General features: G+C 66.1%; 16 protein-coding genes. 2 read left to right on the top strand and 14 right to left on the bottom strand.

Annotated features, from left to right (window positions below):
* Positions 1-3: 3 nt before the first annotated feature.
* The 7 genes from FBY20_RS22930 to FBY20_RS22900 are packed head-to-tail and all read right to left on the bottom strand — an operon-like array spanning position 4 to position 7,847.
* Positions 4-1,158, bottom strand: a complete 1,155-nt coding sequence (locus tag FBY20_RS22930; RefSeq protein ID WP_142054755.1) for a thiolase family protein — start codon at positions 1,156-1,158, stop codon at positions 4-6.
* Positions 1,155-2,999: a long-chain fatty acid--CoA ligase gene (locus FBY20_RS22925; RefSeq protein WP_142054753.1), complete on the bottom strand. Its 1,845-nt coding sequence runs from the start codon at positions 2,997-2,999 to the stop codon at positions 1,155-1,157. The genes FBY20_RS22930 and FBY20_RS22925 overlap by 4 nt, the downstream gene beginning before the upstream one ends.
* Positions 2,996-3,817: an ABC transporter ATP-binding protein gene (locus tag FBY20_RS22920; protein WP_142056167.1), complete on the bottom strand. Its 822-nt coding sequence runs from the start codon at positions 3,815-3,817 to the stop codon at positions 2,996-2,998. The genes FBY20_RS22925 and FBY20_RS22920 overlap by 4 nt, the downstream gene beginning before the upstream one ends.
* Positions 3,818-3,869: 52 nt before the next feature.
* Positions 3,870-5,051: an ABC transporter substrate-binding protein gene (locus tag FBY20_RS22915; protein WP_056318909.1), complete on the bottom strand. Its 1,182-nt coding sequence runs from the start codon at positions 5,049-5,051 to the stop codon at positions 3,870-3,872.
* 52 nt (positions 5,052-5,103) lie between these two features.
* Positions 5,104-6,141, bottom strand: coding sequence for a branched-chain amino acid ABC transporter permease (locus FBY20_RS22910; protein ID WP_142054751.1), 1,038 nt, complete (start codon positions 6,139-6,141; stop codon positions 5,104-5,106).
* 3 nt (positions 6,142-6,144) lie between these two features.
* Positions 6,145-7,023 carry a branched-chain amino acid ABC transporter permease gene (locus FBY20_RS22905; protein ID WP_062840739.1) on the bottom strand — a complete coding sequence of 293 codons (879 nt, stop codon included), beginning with the start codon at positions 7,021-7,023 and terminating at the stop codon, positions 6,145-6,147.
* Positions 7,023-7,847, bottom strand: a complete 825-nt coding sequence (locus FBY20_RS22900) for an ABC transporter ATP-binding protein (RefSeq protein ID WP_056318900.1) — start codon at positions 7,845-7,847, stop codon at positions 7,023-7,025. Before FBY20_RS22900 ends, FBY20_RS22905 begins: the two co-directional genes overlap by 1 nt.
* Positions 7,848-8,100: 253 nt before the next feature.
* On the opposite strand from FBY20_RS22900, the gene FBY20_RS22895 reads away from it, so the two are divergent.
* Positions 8,101-8,904, top strand: a complete 804-nt coding sequence (locus FBY20_RS22895; RefSeq protein WP_062840738.1) for an enoyl-CoA hydratase/isomerase family protein — start codon at positions 8,101-8,103, stop codon at positions 8,902-8,904.
* Positions 8,905-8,906: 2 nt separating this feature from the next.
* Here FBY20_RS22895 and FBY20_RS22890 read toward each other — a convergent pair whose 3' ends face one another.
* Genes FBY20_RS22890 through FBY20_RS22880 form a run of 3 tightly spaced genes read right to left on the bottom strand, consistent with a single transcriptional unit; the run spans position 8,907 to position 11,895 of the window.
* Positions 8,907-9,692, bottom strand: coding sequence for an enoyl-CoA hydratase/isomerase family protein (locus FBY20_RS22890; protein ID WP_142054748.1), 786 nt, complete (start codon positions 9,690-9,692; stop codon positions 8,907-8,909).
* The gene (locus tag FBY20_RS22885) at positions 9,689-10,900 is read right to left on the bottom strand and encodes a CaiB/BaiF CoA-transferase family protein (RefSeq protein WP_142054747.1); all 1,212 of its coding nucleotides are present in this window, start codon (positions 10,898-10,900) and stop codon (positions 9,689-9,691) included. The genes FBY20_RS22890 and FBY20_RS22885 overlap by 4 nt, the downstream gene beginning before the upstream one ends.
* 20 nt (positions 10,901-10,920) lie before the next feature.
* On the bottom strand, positions 10,921-11,895 hold the full coding sequence (locus FBY20_RS22880) for a tripartite tricarboxylate transporter substrate binding protein (RefSeq protein ID WP_142054746.1): 975 nt from the start codon (positions 11,893-11,895) through the stop codon (positions 10,921-10,923).
* Between the two features lie 125 nt (positions 11,896-12,020).
* Between FBY20_RS22880 and FBY20_RS22875 the strand changes: the two genes are divergently transcribed.
* On the top strand, positions 12,021-12,962 hold the full coding sequence (locus tag FBY20_RS22875) for a LysR family transcriptional regulator (RefSeq protein ID WP_142054744.1): 942 nt from the start codon (positions 12,021-12,023) through the stop codon (positions 12,960-12,962).
* Between the two features lie 3 nt (positions 12,963-12,965).
* Here the strand turns inward: FBY20_RS22875 and FBY20_RS22870 are convergent, their stop codons facing one another.
* From FBY20_RS22870 to hscA, 4 genes are all read right to left on the bottom strand, one after another.
* Entirely contained in the window at positions 12,966-13,850 is an 885-nt protein-coding gene (locus tag FBY20_RS22870; protein WP_056318885.1) for a methylglyoxal synthase, read from the bottom strand.
* 165 nt (positions 13,851-14,015) lie between these two features.
* Positions 14,016-14,210, bottom strand: coding sequence for a Fe-S cluster assembly protein IscX (gene iscX, locus FBY20_RS22865; protein ID WP_056318884.1), 195 nt, complete (start codon positions 14,208-14,210; stop codon positions 14,016-14,018).
* A complete protein-coding gene (fdx, locus tag FBY20_RS22860) occupies positions 14,210-14,551 on the bottom strand; it encodes an ISC system 2Fe-2S type ferredoxin (protein WP_056318881.1) in 342 nt (113 codons plus the stop codon). Before fdx ends, iscX begins: the two co-directional genes overlap by 1 nt.
* A 9-nt stretch (positions 14,552-14,560) precedes the next feature.
* Positions 14,561-16,423 carry a Fe-S protein assembly chaperone HscA gene (gene hscA / locus FBY20_RS22855; protein WP_056318879.1) on the bottom strand — a complete coding sequence of 621 codons (1,863 nt, stop codon included), beginning with the start codon at positions 16,421-16,423 and terminating at the stop codon, positions 14,561-14,563.
* Positions 16,424-16,458 lie beyond the last annotated feature (35 nt).

The following is a 16,458-nucleotide window of genomic DNA, read 5'->3' as shown; positions in this document are numbered from 1 at the left end:
AGGTCAAACCCTCTGGATGATGGTCGCGGTCGCCATGCCGTGGCCGATGCACATGAGCTGCATGCCCAGCTCGCCTTCGGTCGCCTCCAGCCCCGCCAGCATCTTGGCCATCAGGCCCGCGCCCGTGGCGCCCAGCGGATGGCCGTGCGCGATCGCGCCACCCCACGGATTCACGCGCGCCAGGTCCGCGCCCAGTTCGCGCTGCCAGGCCAGCACCACGCTTGCAAAGGCCTCGTTGATCTCGATCCAGTCGATGTCCTCCAGCGCCAGGCCCGCGCGCGCCAACGCCTGCCGCGCCGCGGGGATCACGCCCGTCAGCTGCATCACGGGGTCCGAACCCACCACCACACGCGCCAGGAAGCGCGCCCGGGGCCGCAAGCCATCGGCCAGCGCCGCGTCCTTGTCGCCCAGCAGCACCGCCGCCGCGCCATCGGCGAGCTGGCTGGCGTTGGCCGCCGTCACACCGCCCTCGCCCGGCGCGCGCATTGCGGGCGCCATAGCCGCCATCCGGGCGGCGTCCGTCGTTTCGCGGATGCCTTCGTCGCGGCGCGCGGCTTGCGCCGGGCCCGGCAACAGCTCGGCATGCAGCCCCGCGCTGGCAGCCGCCCACGCGCGCGCGTGGCTCTCGCGCGCCCACGCGTCCATATCGGCCTGCGACAGCCCCCATTGGCTGGCGATGCGCTCGGCGCTCTCGATCTGGTGAATCAGCGGATAACGCGCCAGCAACGCCGGGTTCAGCGATTCGAATCCCCGGAATTCGCTTTGGCCCAGCGTCACGTCCAGGAACATCGGCACGCGGCTCATGCTCTCGACACCGCCGGCGACCACATAACGCATGTCGCCCGCGGCGATGGCCTGCGCGCCAAAATGCACGGCCTGCTGGCTGGACCCGCACATGCGGTTCAGCGCCACCCCCGGCACGCTCTCGGGCAGCCCGGCCAGCATCGCGGCCAGCCTGCCGATGTTGGCGCCCTGCTCGCCCGCCTGGCTGACGCAGCCGGCGATCAGGTCCTCAACCTTGTCGCCCGTCAGGCCCGCGCGCGCCAGCAGCGCTTGCACGGTGTCCGCCAGCAGCGAGTCGGGCCGGGTCTCGGCCCACCATCCCCCGCGACGCCCGAACGGCGTGCGCACGGCTTCCAGGATCACGGCTTGGTTCATGCCGTCGTCTCCTCAACATAGAGCGATTCGATTTCGTTGGCGTAGGCGCGGTAGATGCTGGCGCGCCGCACCTTCATCGTTGCAGTCACTTCGCCGTCGTCATGGTCCAGTTCCTTGGTCAGCAGATGAAAACGCTTGATCTGCGAGACGGGCGCCAGCCCGGCGTTGGCGCGCGTGACCTCCTGCTGGACCAGTTCGCGCACCTGCGGGCATTCCGCCAGCGACCGGAAATGCGTGAACGCGATGCGCCGCGATTCGGCCCATTTGCCCACGGTGTCGAATTCCAGCTGGATCAATGCCGTCACGTACTTCCTGCCGTCGGCAATGACGATGCACTCTTTCACATACGGACTGCCCTTGACCGCGTTCTCGATCTCGGACGGCGTCAGGTTCTTGCCCCCCGCCGTGATCATGATGTCCTTGAGCCGGTCCACGATGCGCACGCGCCCGTCTTCCTGCGCCACGACGTCGCCCGTGTGCAGCCAGCCGTCACGCACGGTGTCCGCGGTCGCCTCCGGGTTCTTGTAGTAGCCCTGGAACACCATGTCGCCACGCACCAGCAGTTCGCCGGATTCGCCGATGCGCCATTCCACGCCCAGGATCGCCTCGCCCACCGTGCCCACCTTCACGCGGTCCGGATGCTGTCCGAAGATCATGCCCGCCGACTCCGTCAGGCCATACACCTCGATCAGCGGCACGCCCAGCGTGCGAAAGTAGCGCACCACGTCCGGCGGAATCGGCGCGGCGCCTGTCATTGCCACCCGCACACGACGCAGGCCAATGAAATTCTGCAGCGCGCGCAGCACCAGCCAGTACCACAGCCAATGCGTCAGCCGCTCGCCCACGCGATACTGCGCGGGGGATTTCTCCAGAAACGGCGCGCACTGTGCCAGCGCATTGCGGTACAGCCACTGCTGCAACCGGCCGGCCTCCTGCATCTTGATCGAGATCGCGGCGTGCAGTTTTTCCCAGATGCGGGGCACGCCCAGGAAAATCGTCGGCGCGACTTCGCGCAGGTCCTCCTGCACGGTGCGCAGCGACTCGCCAAAATTCACCTGCGTGCCCAGGTAGATGGGCACGAACGTGGACAGCATCTGCTCGGCAACGTGACACAGCGGCAGGTACGACAGGTGCACGCTGGACGCATCCATCGACAGGCGATCGGCGATGCCCGGCGCCACGCCGCGCATGTTGCGGTAGCTCAGCATCGCGCCCTTGGGCTTGCCGGTGGAACCCGACGTGTAGATCATCAGCCCGGTGTCGTCCAGGCGCTGCCCGTCCAGCATCGTGTTCAGCGCGGCCAGCTCCACGGTTTCGCGCTGGCCGCCATCGGCCTCGACTTCGGCAAAGGTCACGATGCGCGCCCGATCCGCCGCGCCATACGCGCGCAGACCCTTCGTTTCAATGACCACGATGCGGCGCAAATTCGGCAGCCGGTCCGCCACGTGCAGCACCTTGTCGGTCTGCTCCTGGTCTTCGCAGACCACCAGTTCGACGTCCGCGTGCGCCAGCACGTAGCCCATTTCTTCGGCCGGGCTTGTGGAATAGACGCCCACCGCCACGCCGCCGGCCGCGCACGCCCCCATCTGCGTCAGCAGCCACTCCACCCGGTTGTCCGAGACGATCGCGACCCGGCCGCCCGCGCTGAGCCCCAGCGCGCGCAGTCCCAGCCCCACGCGGCATGCGCGCTGCCAGTACTGGTCCCAGGTCAGCGGCTTCCAGATGCCAAAGTCCTTTTGCCGGATGGCAACCGCCGATGGCTGGCGGCGCGCCTGCTCGCGCAGCATCTGCGGCAGCGTCAGTTCAGGCCAGGCGCCCGGATCCCTGTGCGCGTCCATCATGACAGCCAGCGCTTGCGGCGCTTGTAGTGCTTGGTGTCGCGAAAGCCCCTGGCCTCGCCCGTTCCGCCCACGCCCAGATAGAACTCGCGCACGTCGGGGTCCGCCGCCAGCTTGTCGGCCGAACCGTCGATCACCACCTTGCCGGTCTCCATGATGTAGCCGTAATGCGCCACCGCCAGGGCAACCGAAGCGTTCTGCTCCACCAGCAGCATCGACACCCCCTGTTCGATATTGATGCGCGCGATGATCGAAAAAATGCTCTCGACCAGCATGGGCGACAGGCCCAGCGATGGCTCGTCCAGCAGCATCAGCGTCGGCTGCGCAATCAGCGCGCGCCCGATGGCCAGCATCTGCTGTTCCCCGCCGGACAGATAACCGGCCAGCCCGCGCCGCCGCTCGAAAAGCCTCGGAAAGTAGCCGTAGACCAGATCGAAGTCCGCGCGTGCGGCGGGCCTTCCGGTCAGCGCATAGGTCGCCGCCACCAGGTTCTCTTCGACGGTCAGGTCTTCGAACACGCGGCGCCCTTCCATCACGTGCGCCAGGCCCGACCGCACCAGGTTCTGCGGCTTGATGCCCGCCGTGTCGCCGCCAGCGAACACGATCTGGCCGCGCACCAGTTCCCCGTCCTCCAGGTCCAGCAGACCGGATACCGCCTTGAGCGTGGTGGATTTGCCAGCCCCGTTGCTGCCCAGCAGCGCGACGATGCTGCCGGCCGGCACCGACAGGGACAAGCCGCGCAGCACCTGCACCGCCTTGTTGTAGACGACCTCGATGTTGTTGATGTCGAGCACCGCCTTGGGCGGCGCGGCCGCGTTCATGCCTGAACGAACGCCCTGTCCTGCCACGTCCTGTCCCTGGTTCACGGCAGCCTCACTTGAGCACGATCCAGTCGGACGCCGGCACCATCTGCTTTTGCTTGACGTCCGCGCGATAGATCCGGCCCACCGGAATGGAATTGCCCTTGATGGTGATCGGCACGCCGATCAGCCCGCCCGTATCGAAATCCTTGATGCCGTCCAACGAGGCTTTCATGTTGGCGGCGGTCAGTTCCTTGCCCGCGTCCAGCGTGCGCTTGGCGACTTCCGAGAACAGCATGGCGGCCAGGAATCCCTGCATGTAGCCCGTGCTCTGGTACTGCGGCCGCATTTCGCGGATCTTCTTGAGCATCGGCGCGTCGGCGGCCTGGTCGTAGTAATAGCGGTACGGCATCACGCCCATGAAGCCCTCGGCGTCCTCGCCCATCTGCATCACGGTCGAGTTGTCCATCGTCCAGAACGTGCCCATGTAGCGCGTCTTCAGGCCCATGCGCTTGCCCTGCCCCACAAACTCGGGAATCGGCGCCAGCACGTAGCCATGGAAGATAGTGAAGTCAGGGTCGGCGCGGCGCAGCTTGATGACCTCGGTCGACACGTCCACGCTGCCCGGCGGCGTCATGATCTCGGTGGCCACCTTCAGGCCCAGCTTTTCGGCCACCGCACGCGAACTGGCGATCGGATCGCGTCCGAACTCCGTGTCCGAATACACGAACGCCACCTTGGCGCCCGGCTGCTCCTTGGCGATGTAGCGCAGCAGGATGCCGAACATCTCGGTGTAGTCGGGGCCCAGCATGAACTGGGCGGGATACTTGGCCGGATCGTTCAGCTCGGTCGCGAAGGACGCGCCCGTCATCAGGATGTCGCCCGTGCGGTTCAGCTCGGCATTGATGGTCTTGGAAAAGCCGGTCGAATCGCCGTAGTAGAAGTTGACCTTGTTCTGGCTGGTGATCTTCTTGAACGCCGCCACCGACGCATCCACCTTGTAGGCCGTGTCCTCGGGCACGTAGCGCAGCTTGCGGCCCTTGATGCCGCCCTGGTCGTTGATGATCTTCACGTAGTCCGTGATCCCGGCGTGGATGCCCTGCCCGGCAAAGGCAAACACGCCGCTCAAGGGAATCGAGCCGCCCAGCACCAGGTCCTCTGCCGCCTGCGCCGCGGGCGCCGCCGCCAATGCCGCCGCCAGGCCCAACGGGGCCAACAACCTCGATAAACCGCTGCCTATCCGGATGCGCTTCATGGTTTGTCTCCTGGGTCTTATGGGTGGCCGCCGTCACGCCGCACGCATCGCGCTACGTACGGAAAGGCCAGAGGTGAAAGAATCGGCGCACGCGCCGCCAGATTTCCGCGAGCCCGTGCGGCTCGAAGATCAGAAAGCCCACGATCAGCAGGCCGAAAACGATGGTGCGCACCGGTGAGATCAGCCGCAGCGCATCGCCGCCCACGGGCAGCCAGCCGACAACAAGCTTCAGAAACTCCGGCACCATCGTCATGAAAAGCGCGCCCAGGATGGATCCCAGGATCGAGCCCATGCCGCCCACGATGATCGCCGCCAGAAAGAAGATCGACATGATGAGCGGAAAGCTCTCGGGCGTGACCACCCGGAAAAAATACGCCCACAGACCGCCCGCCACGCCGGCATAGAACGAGGACAGCCCGAACGACAGCAGCTTGTAGCGCAGCAGGCGGATGCCCAGCACCTCGGCGGAAATGTCGCGGTCGCGGATCGCGATGAACGCGCGGCCGATGCGCGTGCGAAAAAGATTCGCCGCGCCCAGCACCATCAGCACGGTCACGGGCACGATCAGCCAATAGATCTTGAAGGACGTATCCAGGTCCAGCCCCAGGATGCGCGCCGGCGGCACCTGCAACCCTGAGGTACCGCCCGTGAACTGCCAGTTCGCGAAGATGAAGTGCGCGATGAACGACGCGGCAATCGTCGAGATCGCCAGGTATAGTCCCTTCACCCGCAGCGAGGGGATACCCACCAGCAGCCCACCCAACATCGCCACCACGCCGCCCGCCAGCAGATTCACCAGGACCGGCGTGCCCAGGTGCAGCTCCATGACTGCGACCGTGTACGCGCCAAGGCCCATGAACGCCGCCTGCCCCAGGCTGACCAATCCGGTGTAGCCGGTCAGGATGTTCAGCCCCGTCGCGCTGGCGATGTTGATCGCGACCAGGCACGCAAGATAAAGCCAATAGGCATTCGCCACGAAGGGAAACAGCACCAGCGAGGCCGCCAGCAGCGCCAGCCACACATGCTGCGTGCGCGTGTCGAAAAGCGCCTCGTCGGCCAGGTAGGTCTGTTTGGCGGTCGCGATACGCATGGATCAGAGCCTCTCGATTTCACGGGTGCCGAACAGGCCGTAGGGCCTGGCCATCAGCACGACGACCAGCACGACGAACGTGGCCAGCAGCTTGTACTCGCCGCCCAGATAGGCGCCCGCCCAGGCCTCCAGCAGGCCGATGAAGATGCCGCCGACCAGCGCGCCCGCGACGCTGTCCAGACCGCCGACGATCACCACCACCAGCACCGACAGCCCGAACACGCCCATCGACGACGAGATCCCGCCGATCGCGCCCACGATCACGCCGGACACCGCGGCGATGGCGCCCGCCGTCACCCACGCCAGCGAAAACACGCGCGGCACATTGATGCCCATTGCATAGGCCGCGCCCTGGTCCGACGCCGTCGCACGCAGCGCCACGCCGCCGCGCCAGTAGCGGAACACCACCAGCACCAAAAGCGCCAGCACCACCGCCACCCAGAAGCCGTAGAACACCTTGGGTGCCACGAACGCCTCGCCCACCATGACTGGCGCGCGCGGCATGAATTCCGGCAGGCGCCGCTGGTCCGCCGTCCAGATAAGCTCAACCGCGCCCACCAATATCGACGCCAGACCCACGGTAATCATGAAGACAGAGATCGGCGATTCGCCCAGCATCGGGCGTATGGTCAGCCGCTCGACGACGGCGCCCAGCGCGCCCGACACCACGACCGCGCCCGCGATGGCCAGCCAGATCGGCCACTCCATCCCCGATGCGAATGCATAGAACACGTACGCGCCCAGCATCAGAAATTCACCAATCGCAATGTTCACCACGCGGGTCGCCTTGTAGACGATCACGAACGCCAGCGCGGCCAGCGCATACAGGCCGCCGCTGCCCAGTCCCGCCAGCGACACCTCCAGGAAGAACAGCCAGTCCATCAGGCCGCCTCCCGCAGCCGCCGCCGCAAATCGCCCACGTCGCCCGCGCCCAGATACGCCTTGATGACTTCCGGATTGGACTGCACCTGCGCCGGCGTGCCGTGGGCAATCACCTGCCCGAAGTTAAGCACCACAACGTGATCGGACAGGTCCATCACCATGCCCATGTCGTGCTCGACCATCAGCACCGTCACGCCCCACTCGGCGCGCGCATCCAGGATGAAGCGCGCCATGTCGTCGGTCTCTTCACGGTTCATGCCCGCCACGGGCTCGTCCAGCATCAGTACCTTGGGCTGCATCGCCAGCGCCCGCGCCAGCTCCACCCGCTTCTGCAGCCCATACGACAGCGCCGCAACCGGCGCGTGGCGGATGTGGTCGATCTCCAGGAAATCGATGATGCGTTCTTCGATGTCCGCCCGCAGCGCCATCTCCTCGCGGCGCGCGCGGCCCAGGTAAAAAAGCGCATCCAGCACATTGGTGCGCAGGTGCGCGTGGCGGCCCAGCTTGATGTTGTCCAGCACCGTCATGCCGCGAAACAGCGCAATGTTCTGGAAGCTGCGCGCCAGACCCAGCTTGGCGCGATCGGGCGCGTGCATGCGTGTGATGTCGCGGCCCTCGAAGTGGATCCGTCCCGCCGCGGGCTTGTAGAAACCGGAGATCGTGTTGAACAGCGAGGTCTTGCCGGCGCCATTCGGACCGATGACCGTGGTGATGGAGCCCTGCTCCACGCGAAAGCCCACGTCGGTAAGCGCCTTGACGCCGCCAAACGCCAGCGTCACCCCATCGGCCTGCAACAAGGCAGGCCTGTCGGACTGATCCACCATTTGTCTCCCCGCTTTGATGCGAAGTTATTTTGCCGCCTGGGGCGGACATTTTTTACGACGGTGAACCTGGCGGCCCTGCGAGGCAGGAGATGCAACGAACCTGTCTTTACCTTCGCCAGTACAGCGCCGGAAAATCGTTCTATGCGTTACGCTAAGCGTGCTCAAAACCCAACCAAGCAAGCGCTTGGTTCAAAACATAGCATCGCGGTTTTTTGATCGACAGTTGGTATTTACCCGACAACGGAGACTCGCCATGACCCAGGAACCACCGAAGTTCCAGACGCTGTTGCTCGAGACCGACGGCCCCGTCGCCACGCTCACCCTCAATCGCGCGGACGCGCTCAACGCCATCGACGTGGCCATGGCGTGCGACCTGTTGCGCGCCGCGCAGTGGATCGAAACGTGCGACGCGGTGCGAGTCGTGCTGCTGCGCGGCACGGGCAAGGCATTCTGCGCGGGGGGAGACATCGGCATGTTCACCGGAGAGCCCGACAAGGTGCGCGCCACGCTGTCGGAACTGTTCACGCCCCTCAATGCATTCGTTGCGCGCATCCCGCGCATGGACAAGGTCTGGCTCGCGCAGGTTCACGGCGTGGCGGCCGGCGCCGGCTTGTCGCTCGTCCTGGCCTGCGACCTCGCAATCGCCGATGCGGGCGCGCGCTTCATGACGGCCTACCTGAAGCTCGGCGCGACGCCCGATGCCGGCATGACGCATGGCCTCATGCGCGCCGCCGGCCCCAAGCGCGCACTCGATCTTCTCTTGCGTCATGACGCCTTCACAGCCGACGAGGCGCAGGCCTGGGGCATCATCACGCGCACCGCGCCTGCCAGCGAACTTGCTGCCGCGGGGCAAGCTTATGCCCAGGACATCGCTCGCCACGCGCCGCACGGCATTGCGGGCGCCAAGGCATTGCTGCGCAGCGCCGCGCACGCGCCGCTGGAAGCCCAGTTGGCCGAGGAAACGGCGCGCTTCCTGCAGTCGGCCGCACGCGCCGATTTCGCCGAAGGCGTGGCGGCGTTCCGCGAGAAGCGGCCTCCCCGCTTCACCGGCCAATAGCGTTAGCGCGTTTCGCCGACGCTTGCCCAGTCCGGCGCCCGCTTCTGCACGAAGGCGCTCAAGCCTTCGCGCGCCTCGGGCGTGGCCGCGGCGTTGCAGAACACTTCCACCGCCGTGGCCACCCGGCGCCGATACTCGTTGTCGTTGCTGTACACGAACGCGCGCCGGCCCATCGCCAGGACCTCCGGCGGCTTCTGCGCCAGCGACCGAGCCAGCGTGCGCGCCTCGTCCAGCAGTTCGGCCTCGGCGGCGACACGCGACACCAGCCCCATCGCCTGCGCCTCGTCTGCACTGAACGTGCGGCCGGTAAAGAGCAGATCGAACGCCCGATGCTTGCCCACCACCGCCGGCAGATGCACGTAATGAATGGCGGGCAGCACGCCCACGTCGATCTCCGGGTAGCCAAACGTCGCGCTGTCGGCGGCCACGATCATATCGCTGGAAATCGCCACCGTCATGCCGCCGCCGCGCACGGCGCCAGACACCACCGAAATCGATGGTTTGGTCAGGTTGAACTGCGCGTCATACAGCTTGATGTAGAGCCGGGTCAGCAACTCCCGCACACGCGCGGGCGTGCTTTGCAGCAACTGCTTCATGTCCAGCCCGGCGCAGAATCGCCCGGGCAGGCTGCTGGCCAGCAGCACCGCCCGCACGCCCGCATCCGCATTCGCCTTTTCCAGCGCACCAATCAGCGCGTCCAGCACACCCACGTCCAGCGCGTTGACGGGCGCATGGCATAGATGGATTTCGGCGATGCCATCGCGGACTTCGTAACGCACCGGATTCATGTCGTTCCTTTATCGAAGGGGTGCTGCTGCACGCTGCCACTAACCAGCATCGCGGCAATCTCGCTTGCCTCAAAGCCCAGCTCCGCCAGGATTTCACGGCTGTGCTCGCCCAACATCGGCGCGGGCCGCGCGGCCTTGCGCGGCTGCCGCCCAAAACGCACGGGCAGGCCTATATTGCGCACTTCGCCAAGCGCCGGATGCTCGGTCGTCACGATCAGTTCGCGCGCCGCGACCTGCGGATGCGCCAACGCCTGGTCCAGCGTATGGATCGCCGAACACGCGATTCCCTTTGGTTTGAGCAACGCCAGCCATTGCGCCACCGACCGCGTTTCGATGCGCGACTGCACCAGGGCGACGGTCGCGTCAAAGTTGCGGACTCGCTCGGCATTGGTCGCAAACGCCGGATCGTTCACATATTCCTGCAACCCCGCCGCCGCACAGAAGCGCTGCCACTGCGCGTCATTGCCCACACCCAGCATAAGGTCGCCATCGGACGCACGAAACGCCTGGTACGGACACATCGCCGGATGGCCCGTGCCCATCCGGCGCGGCACTTTCCCCGTGCGCCAATAATTCTGCGCCATGTAAGACATCAGCCCCAGCGACGTATCCAGCAGCGACACATCCAGGTATTGCCCCTTGCCCGTCTGCCCGCGCTCGAGCAGCGCCGCCAGAATGCCGCTCAGCGCAAACGAACCCGTGCCCAGATCCACCGGCGAAAAGCTGGCGCGCGCAAAATTGCCATCCGGCTCGCCCATCGTGCTGATCATGCCGCTGAAGGCCTGCAGCATGACGTCGTAGCCCGGCTCGTCGCCCATCGGCCCTTCACGGCCGTAGCCCGAGATCTCGCAGTACACGAGACGCGGATTGAGGCGGCTCAGCGTCTCGTAATCGACGCCCAGGCGCGCCGCGGTCTTGCCGCCAAACCCCTGCAGCACAACATCGGCCTGGCCGGCCAGGCGATGGACCACCGCCCGCCCCGCTTCGGTCTTCAGGTCCACCGCGAGACTGCGCTTGTTGTGATTGACCGCCAGGAACGTCGCGGACTCACCGGCCTCCTGCGGCAGCCACGCGCGCGTGTCGTCGCCGGTGCCCACCGGCTCGACCTTGATCACGCGCGCGCCCAGTTCGCCCAGATACTGCCCGCACAACGGGCCTGCCAGCACCTTGCTCAGATCCAGGACCGTGATGTTCTTCAGTGGGGTCATGCGATGCCCGCCTTCCATGTTCACTGCTCCGCCTTCAACCCGATCGTCTTCGCCGCCTGCGTCCATTGCGCGGTTTCCTGCTTGAAGAACTCGTCCAGCTTGACCGGCGCCACCTGAAAGGCCTCCGCGCCCCGCTCCTGCATGGCCTGGCGGTAAGCGTCGCTGGCCACCACCTTCGCGACCGCGGCCCGCAGTTTCTGCACCACGTCATCCGGCGTGCCGGCGGGCGTCTGCAGCGCGAACCAGAATTTCAGATCCAGGGCGGGATAGCCTGCCTCCTTCAGCGTCGGCACGTCCGGCAACAGCGGCGAACGCGCCGCCGACGTGATCGCCAACGCCTTGAGCCGGCCGCCTTGCACCTGGCCGATGCTGGTGGACATGCTGTCGAACAGAAAGTCGACCTGACCGCCGATCACGTCCGTCACGGCGTTGGCGCTGCCTTTGTAAGCCACGCCCACGGCCTGAAAATTGGCCAGTTTCTGCAGCGAGGCCCCATACACGTGCGGCGAGCTGCCAGGACCAAACGTGGCGTAGCTCAAGCCCTGCGGCGCGCTGCGCCCGCGCTCCACCAGTTCAGCCAGCGTCTTGACGGGCGTGCGCTCGGGGTTGACGACCAGCAGGTTCGGCATGGCGCCCGTCGTGCCAACGGGCACGAAATCCTTGGCCGGGTGCATCTTTGCGCTGGGGTACATCAACGGATTGATGGCCTGCATGGCCACCGTGTTGTGCATGAGCGTGTAGCCGTCGGCCGGGCCATTGAGCACGCTTTGATAGCCCACGTTCCCGCTCGCGCCCGGCTTGTTCTGCACGATGACCTGCTGGCCCAGTTCGCGCGCCAGCGGCTCGGCCACCAGGCGCGCGATGAAATCGGTCGGGCCGCCCGCGGAAAACGGCACGACCAGCGTGATGGGCTTGGCGGGCCAGGCATCTGCAAACGCGGGGGCCGACAGCGCCGCCGAAGCAAGGCAGGCAGCGAATAGTTTGTTGAGCGTCATGTTGTCTCCTGTGTTTTTTCTTGGATGACGCTCATTATGGAAAGTGGATTGATATATTAGAAATACCGTTTAAATATGCAGGCCATAATAAAACAATGATGGCCCGCACCGTCCGGAGCCCTCTCATGTCCATGTCCATCCGTGCGATGCAGTGCTTTGTCGCCGTGGTTTCAACGGGTTCGATCAGCCGTGCGGCCGCCGCGCTGCACGTAGCCCAACCGGCGCTCAGCCTGCTGATCCGCAACCTCGAGGAAGATCTGGGCGTCGTGCTGCTGCATCGCAGCGCGCGTGGCGTCACGCCCACCGCCGCCGGTTCACGGCTACTGGCGCATGCGCGCGAGATCCTGGGCCGCATCGACGCGGCTCGCGCGGACGTGCGCGAAGACATCAACGCCCCGCGCGGAACGGTATCGCTGGCAATGTCGATGTCGATGGCCAAGTTGCTGACCGTGCCGCTCCTGCGCTTTTCCCTCGCCCAGTGGCCGGGCGTCTATCTGAAGATCATTGAATCCAGCACCGGCTACATCCCCGGCTTTGTCAGCTCAGGCCATGCCGATCTGGGCCTCACGTTCAGCGACGAGGCGTCGGTCGACCTTCGATTTCAGCATCTGATCGACGAAGAGCTGGTGGTGGTGTCGCCGCCCGCGGCAAAGCGCGGCAAGCGTGCGGCTTCGGATCTCGCTGGACTACCATCCATCACCCTGCGCGCGCTGTCGGCGCTGCCGCTGGTGTTGCCAGGCAACCCGCACAGCCTGCGCAGGCTGCTCGACCAATACCAGCAACGCGAACAGGTGCAATTTCGCATCATTGCCGAGGCCAACGCCATTCCGCAGCTCATCGAGCTGGCGCAGGCCGGCATTGCCAGTACGATCCTTTCCTACGAGGCCGTGCGCCAGGAAGCCGAGCGCGGCCTGGTCGTGCTGCATCGGATCGCCAAGCCCAGGCTGACGCGGCCGGTCTTTCTGTGCCGTTCGGATGTCTTGCCGCTATCGATGGCGGCAGCGGCCGTCGCGGACCGCGTCGCCCGCATCATCACCGGCGCAGGCACCGCCGCGACGCACGCGTAGCGGTCAGATGCCCCGCTTTTCGACGGCTTGCGCCCAACGGCGCGCGACGGTGGGAGACGTGGCGCAGGTGGCGGACTCGGTCACCACGCGCACCGCGCGTTCCAGCAACTGGATGTCGGCCTCGTGCTGGCGCGCGACGTGGGGGTCTTCGAAGAAGATGACGCGCTGGCATTGGTGCTCCAGCACCAATTCGGCAATCTGCGCATCGCCGCCCAGCGGGCCGCTGAGGTAACGGTGAACCCACGGCGTATCCTTGGGCCAGCCGCGCGACCAGGCCAGCTCGTTCAGGCGGCCGCCAGTCGTACCCGTGGCCACGCGCCGCGCAAAGCGGGACAGCACATCGAAGTGCTCGCTGGCAAAGGCCACCATTTCGTCCTTGAGCGCATCGTGGGCGATCATCGCCAGCGTCTGGCCCGAGAAATTGAAATGGCGCGACACGGACGCGTCCGGCGCCAGACCCGCATGGATGCGTTCGACCTCCATCCACTCGATGGCGCCGGCCAGCGTCGAAATGAAAGGCCGGCCATGCGTGATGCACTGCCGCTTGAGCGCAAGCGCTTCCGGAAAAATCGAGGACGGATCCACGGGATCGATCAGGTAGATCGCGCCGTCGAACGGCGCCTGGCCATCGCGGCCTTCGGTCACGCGCGCCACCAGCTTCATCAGACCGCCCTCGCGGCCGTACGGGTAGCGAATCAGGCCGGAGTAACCCTGCAGCATGCCCTCGCGCACGATCGCATCATGGGTGCGCCCCACCGTGTGCAACTGCACGCCCAGCTCGCGGATGGTGGACGAGCACGAACGCAGCCAGGTGAACAAGGCAGCGTCGGGGGTTTCGTGGTGCAAACGATTGGCGGCCAGGCCAAAACGCAGTTGGGCAGCGGGCATCGGTAGACTCGGCTGGAAAGGACAACAAACGGATCCCCGATGATACCGTGGCCTGCGCGGCGCCGGCATGTCAAACACGGCGGAGGCCCTCGCCGGCCAACGGCACGGCGCGGCCACGCCCAAAAAAAACGCTCCCGGAAAGGGAGCGTCCTAGGCAAATCACGTTCAGTCGGCTTCGTCGATCCAGGCCATCTGGATGGCCTCCAGGATCTTCTCGCCGCAGTGCGCGGGATCGTCGGAAAAGCCCGGCAGCGCCATGACCCAGTCGCGCAACTGCGTGAAGCGCAGCGCCTTGGGGTCGACGTCAGGATGCGCGTCGTACAGCGCGGCGGCAATCTCGTAGGTGTCGGTCCACTTCATCAATGGCCCTCTTTGGCGTGATTGATCGTGTACTTCGGAATCTCGACCGTCAGGTCGGCGTCGCTTACCAGCGCCTGGCACGACAGCCGCGAGGTCGGGGTCAGGCCCCAGGCCTTGTCCAGCAGGTCTTCCTCGTCGTCCGTTGCGTCTTCCAGCGACGAATACCCTTGCTTGACCACCACATGACAGGTCGTGCAGGCGCACGACAATTCGCACGCGTGCTCGATATCGATGTGGTTATCCAGCAGCACACGGCAGATCGACACACCCTTGGGCGCGTCTTCGATCACCGCGCCTTCGGGACAGTAGTCGGGATGAGGCAATACAGTCAGTTTCGGCATAACTTCTTATCAGGCGATTTCGTCAAGTTTGCGGCCGGCAAGCGCGGCGCGGATACTGCGGTCCATGCGGCGCGCGGCGAACTCATCCGTCGCGGCCGACAGGGCCTGCACGGCTTGCGTCACGGTGTCCACGTCCTGCGCCTGCTGCGCAGCAATGGCCCCTTGCAGGCATTCATCCACGCGCTTGCGTTCGTCCGGGTCCAGCAGGTCGCCGTCGACGGCCAGCGCGGCCTGCACCGATTCCACCAGCTGACGCGCATCCACCTGCTGCTCGCGCAACATGCGCGCCTTCGCATCGGTGTCGGCCTGCGCCACGCTGTCGGCCAGCATCTTGGCGATCTCGTCATCGGACAAGCCGTACGACGGCTTGACCGACACCATCGCCTCGACGCCCTGGCTTTGCTCGCGCGCGGTGACGCTCAGCAGGCCGTCCGCGTCCACCTGGAAGGTCACACGGATACGCGCCGCGCCGGCCACCATGGGCGGAATGCCGCGCAGTTCAAAGCGCGCCAACGAACGGGAATCCGACACCAGATCGCGCTCGCCCTGCACCACGTGGATGCTCATGGCCGTCTGGCCATCCTTGAAGGTCGTGAATTCCTGCGCGCGCGCGACCGGAATGGTGCTGTTGCGCGGGATGATGCGTTCGACCAGGCCGCCCATCGTTTCCAGACCCAGCGACAGCGGGATCACGTCCAGCAGCAGCCAGTCCTCGCCCGGCGCGCGGTTGCCCGCCAGCAGATTGGCCTGCAGCGCGGCGCCCAGCGCCACCACTTGGTCGGGATCCAGATCGGTCAGCGGCTCCGTGCCAAACACCTTGGCCACGGCAGCGCGCACGACGGGCATGCGCGTGGCGCCGCCCACCATCACCACGCCGCGCACGTCGGCCGGCTTGAGCGCCGCATCGCGCAGCGCGCGGCGCGCCGTGTCCAGCGTGCGCTCGATCAGCGGCTGGGCCAGGGCTTCGAATTCTTCACGGGTCAGCGTCAGCGCGACGTCGCGTCCGCCCGACAGCGTCAGCTGCAAGGTCGTCACGTCGGAATCCGACAGCGTTTCACGCGCGGCGCGCGCGGCCATCAGCAGGCCCCGGCGCTCGGCGGGCGACAGCTCGCCCAAGCCCAGCTTCGCCACGGCGTGGTCCGCGATCAGGACATCGAAGTCGTCGCCACCAAGCGCCGTATCGCCGCCCGTGGAGATCACCTCAAACACACCCTGCGTCAGGCGCAGGATGGAGATATCGAATGTGCCGCCGCCCAGGTCATAAACCGCGTAAACACCCTCGGCAGCATTGTCCAGGCCGTAGGCAATCGCGGCCGCGGTCGGCTCATTCAAGAGGCGCAGAACGTTCAGGCCCGCCAAGCGCGCGGCGTCGCGCGTGGCCTGACGCTGTGCGTCATCAAAATACGCGGGCACGGTAATGACCGCACCCACCAGTTCGTCGCCGAGCACGTCTTCGGCGCGCTGGCGCAGCACCGCCAGGATCTGCGCGGACACTTCGACCGGGCTCAGATCGCCCTGCGCCGTGCGGATTCGCACCATGCCGGGGGCATCCACGAATTCATACGGCGCACGCGTCGCGCGCGCCTCTTCCAGCGACCGGCCCATGAAACGCTTCACGGACACGACCGTGTTCAGCGGATCCTCGGCTTGCTGGGCCAGGGGCTCACGGCCGGTCGTGACCTTGCCGCCGGGAAAATAACGCACTGCCGACGGCAGCAAGGCATGGCCTTGCGCGTCGGGCAGCACTTCGGCAACGCTGCTGCGCACGGCAGCAACCAGCGAATTGGTGGTGCCCAGGTCAATCCCGACCGCCAGCTTGCGCTGGTGCGGCGCGGGCGATTCGCCGGGCTCGGATATCTGCAATAAGGCCATGATTCTTTTTTCTGGTCAGTAGGCCGCGCCGTGCA

The organism is Achromobacter sp. SLBN-14 (assembly GCF_006715415.1).
Lineage (GTDB): Bacteria > Pseudomonadota > Gammaproteobacteria > Burkholderiales > Burkholderiaceae_B > Achromobacter > Achromobacter mucicolens.
The sequence above is the reverse complement of the archived record's forward strand: the minus strand, read 5'-3'. Positions and strand labels throughout refer to the sequence as shown.